This window comes from Phenylobacterium sp. (assembly GCF_020402505.1).
In the GTDB taxonomy this organism is placed as follows: Bacteria; Pseudomonadota; Alphaproteobacteria; order Caulobacterales; family Caulobacteraceae; genus Phenylobacterium.
Map to the genome: position 1 here is coordinate 1 of NZ_JADBZL010000192.1, position 3,779 is coordinate 3,779.

Here is a 3,779-nt window from a genome sequence, read left to right on the forward strand (position 1 = left end):
CGCTACGCCGCCGGCGAACTCAACCCGAAGATCGGCTGAAGCGCCGGGTCCTGTCCGCCAGATAGTAGAGCGCCGACCGGCTGGGCATGAAGAAGTAGCCGCCGCCCCGCACCGTCACGAAGTCCGGGATTCCCCGGATCCTCCGGACGGTGCGCCCGTCGGGCAGGGACAGGTCCTGCAACCTGCCATCGTTATCCACCGCAGGGTCGGCTTCACCGGTCAGTCCGTGGAAGGACGGTTCCCCCAGCCAGCTCTGCTGGATGAACTCGAATTGCCGCTCGAGGTCGGAGCAGGCGGCCAGGAAGATCAGGCCCTCGGTCGGCTGAGCACCGGCCGGGGCCGGCTCAATATAGGCCCGACCGCGGCGCAGGATCCGGTGACTGCTGACATGGTTGGGCGCCTTGAGGTTGTCGGACATCAGGCTGTCCCTGGGATTTGCACGCCGCACATGCGAGCCCAGGGGACAAGCAAATCCGCGGGGGTCGAACCCGGCGTAGCCAAAGTCATTCGTGGGATTGGGCGTACGGGGGCTCGCATGAGGGTAGAGGACAACCGGGGAGCCATCCTTCCAGCGCCCGATCATCTTTGCGCCGACCCAGTGCGGGTCCACCGACGACATGCCGGGGCAGGCCGCCAGGTCGGCGGCCGCTCTGGCCGTGTAGTCCTGGAAACCCGCCACATCCTGCTCCAGCTGCCGGATTACGAGGAAGGTCCCGTTACGGCCAAAATCGCGGTCCGCCCCGGCGCCGGACTCCAGCCCGAAGGCCGGATACCGACGGTAGAGCGAGTTCGAGACCGCCGGCAGGAGGTCCAGCGGGTCCAGTTCAGCGGGCACGGCGCAGGTTGGAACCCGCCCGTCCCGGTTGTGCGGATAGCCGAGCAGGATCTCGCCAGGCGCCACCTGGTCTCCGGCAAGGCCGGGATCGCCCCTTAGTCCCTTCATCACCGGATTGGAGATTCCGTCGGCGAAACCAAAGGGTTCGGCGCGCAGGCCGCCTGGCAGGACCGGACGCGCGGGGGAGGACAGCGTCTTTCTGAGGGTCAAGCCAAAGGCGGCGGCCTGCGCGCCGATGGCGGTGCTGCAGTCGTCGGGGGTCATCCCGTAGACCAGCAGCACCGCGTCGACTCCGGCCTTTCCGGGCGTGAGGCCCGTCCAGGCGGAGTCAGACCAGGACCAGTTGGAGGGGGCGGAGGGCCCGGCGTCGCGGAGGATCCGCTCGCGGCTGCTCATCCCCTGGTAAAAGGGCGCCAGGAGGCCGGCGAGCCCAGTGCCCGTATCCGGGCCGGGCAGGCCCAGCTTCACCAGACCCGAGGCGGTGAAGCCGACGAAGGCCACCTCCGGCGGCCTTTCGGGCAAGGGGCCGGCTTCCTGCCTGAAGACCCTCGCCACAAGCCGGGAGTGCCAGCGTTGCGGGTCGGGATCCTCGTTCCCGAAGGCGACGGTGCGCGACAGATAGGCTGTCCACCCGGGCAGATTGGCTTCCGGCGGAATATGGATCAGCCCGCAGGCCATGGCGGGCAGGGAGCCCAGGCCCCGAAGCACGAGGGTCTGCACCTCTTCTGTCTGGATCTCGCGTTCAGGCCGCTTCACGGAGGCCAGCATATCCAGCCAGTCCTGGGCCTCGGTGGCGTTCGCCGCCCGCATCAGGCCGTCGTGGATCAGGGCGTTCCGGCGGATGTTCTCCAAGGTCACGCCGGGATAGGCCGAGTACCAGAAGTTGGTCCGTCGGAGTGAGCGCTTGGCGAACCGCTTGAAGGCGTCGGAATCCGAAGCGCCGCCGAAGAACATCAGCCTCGCCGTCGGCCCGCCGCGGCTATGTCCCCAGGCGGCGTTGAGACCCAGCGAGGCGAGCGCCGTGAAGTCTTCCAGGTAGCTCAGCCACGAGCCGTCGTAGTTGGACATGAAGATCAGGGCGTCAGTGCCCGGCGGTTTGACCCAACGGGCGAAGTGGATGGTGCCCATCCGCGCGAGGTTGCCTTGCCGGAAGACGAAGAGCGCCAGGAGGCGGATTACCCACATGCCCAGGGCCAGGGTGTAACGGCGGAAGGGGCCAGGCTTCAGGCGCGTGACCGAGATCATATGGTTCTGGGCATAGCCCTCAAGATTCTCGAAGGTCTCCACATCTGCAACAGCCTGAGGCGAGGGCGAACTCGGATCCGCCCTGTCGGCGGCTTCGTGGGCGGTGATCAGCCCGACAAAGGCTCCGGTCGCCGTAATGACCGCCAGGATACAGGCCGCCAGGATCCAGACCAGACTTGTGAAGGCGATCTCCAGAAGCCCCGCGAGGTCATCACCGCCAGTTCCCGGGATCAGGAACACCCGGACCGAGGTCATAACCGCTACCGCCAGAGCCAGCAGGACAGCGAGGACCGCGGCGCGGTTCCTGTCCTGCAGCACCTGTCCCAGTACAGTCAGGAGCGGCGGGCTATCACTTCCGGGCGGTGACGAGAAATCGGTGAAGGCGAGGCGACGGCTGAGGGGGCGAGTGAGGAATCCCTGGTACGCCTCGCCCTTCAGGGCCAGCTGCTTCAGGTTCGGATCGTCCGCCGCCGCCAGCAACAGGTCGGGATCCCTGCGGATCAGGCGGCGGACGGTGTCCAGGGTCTGGACGGCGTCAGGAGGGCCGCCAGCCCGCCGGACCGTGTCCCTGTCCTCGGGCGCGCCGCGGGCGTTGAGGTGGTCGAGCACCTCGCGGACGTAGTCGGCGAGGTCCTGCTGGCGGCGAACATCGGTGACCGGCAAGCCGATGGCGCCCGGATACTGCAGGCCGGTGGCGCCCCAGGGGGTGCAGCGGATGTCCAGCACATGGGTCTTGAAGAACCGGGCGAGGTCGATGGTCGTCCGCAGGGTCGGATCAGCGATACGGAAGAGGTTCAGCCACTGACCCATGCAGGCGGCGGTGCGATCTATGCCCGTCGGGCCGTCACCGTCGACGTTGAGCTCCCCGACCAGCCAGGGCTGCGGAGCCCCTTCATGTCCCAGGTCGAGCACGCTGAAGGAGGCGAAGTGAACAACGCCGGCCTTGTCGAGGTCGCTCTTCCCGCCGCCGTTCCGAAGGCCTTCCAGTCCCTGTGCGAAAGACGCCGCGTCAGCCCCTGCCGGCAGCTGGGCGGCGATCACCATCAGCGTTTGTCCGGACACGGGCCCGTCTGGGCGCCAGGTCATCTCCATGTGACGGGGAAAGGGTCCCGCGGACCGCACCCTTCCGGCGTCTCCTGACGCGGGCAGGAGGCCTTCTCGGGAGAAGAGCGCGAGGCCAATCTCGACCATCACCGCGATGGCAAGGTGGGCGCCGACACACTCGTGGACGCCATGGCCGAAGATCAGGCGCGCAGCGGCCTTCTCCTCCTGCGGGCGGTCAGGATTGAAGGCGTGCGGCTTGCGGAAGCGACGCCTGTCGCGAAGAGCCGCGCCGGTAGAGACCATGATCAGGTCCCCGGCGCGGACACGGGCGCCTCTCAGGGTTCGGGGGGCTATGGCCCCATCCTTGGCCACAATGCGCCACTGACCCGGGTAAAGGGTTGGTGAGAGACGGGCGGCCTCGAGGAGGATGTCCTGGAACCGCGCCCGGTCTTCAGGCGCTCCCTCGGATCCCGCCGCCTGAATCTTCGCTGCCTGAATCTTCGCCGCCAGGCGTCGGGCCTCCGCCCACCACAGCGGTCGGGACATCAACTCCGTGATGATGTTGGTCATGCCGATGGTGGTGGTCGGAATCATCCCGGTGGCGTTGCCCGCCAGGAAGGAAGGAATCTCCGATCTCTGGATCTTGCCAGCCTTC

Annotated in this window: 1 protein-coding gene; it reads right to left on the minus strand. The window is 67.6% G+C overall.

The genetic code is table 11. From position 1 onward, the window contains the following. Positions 1-19: 19 nt before the first annotated feature. Positions 20-3,779 (minus strand): cytochrome P450 (locus tag IM632_RS12965; RefSeq protein ID WP_296552426.1); only part of this gene is annotated, 3,760 nt, incomplete at its 5' end.